The following is a 551-nucleotide window of genomic DNA, read 5'->3' on the forward strand; positions in this document are numbered from 1 at the left end:
CTAGGCTGAATCGACATTCATCGCATCCATAACATGGCGCAGGCGAGTTGGATGAAGCTGAGGAAATGGATGGCGCGTCGGTCGTAGCGTGTGGCTATGCGTCGGAAGTGCTTGAGCTTGTTGAAGCATCGTTCGATGAGGTTGCGCACCTTGTATGCTTCGAAGTCGTAGGGGATCAGCTTCCTGCGGGTCGGATTGCAGGGGATAACAGCCTCGGCCCCCATCTCGGCGACGATGGAGCGCAAGGCGTTGCTGTCATAGGCCTTATCGGCGAGGACACGTTTGGCCGCGAGCCCTTCGAGCAAGGCGGGCGCCTGGGTAACATCGCCGCGCTGGCCGGGCGTCAGGATCAATCGCAGCGGGCGCCCCTGGCCGTCCACCGCCATATGGATCTTGGTAGTCAATCCGCCTCGGGAGCGCCCCAAAGCCTGGTTCTGGTCCCCCCTTTTCCGGTCGCCGCCTGCTGGTGGGCGCGAACCAACGTGCTGTCGAGCATCACGTAATCGTTGTCAGGATCATCGATCAGGTCGGCGAATATGCGTTCCCATACC

At 60.8% G+C, this 551-nt stretch carries 1 pseudogene; it reads right to left on the reverse strand.

Going from position 1 to position 551, the window contains the following annotated elements:
* Nucleotides 1-17: 17 nt before the first annotated feature.
* Nucleotides 18-551: pseudogene (locus tag DH08_RS30105) on the reverse strand (IS5 family transposase); the annotation flags it as partial.

This window comes from Mesorhizobium amorphae (assembly GCF_014843845.1).
Classification (GTDB): domain Bacteria; phylum Pseudomonadota; class Alphaproteobacteria; order Rhizobiales; family Rhizobiaceae; genus Mesorhizobium; species Mesorhizobium amorphae_A.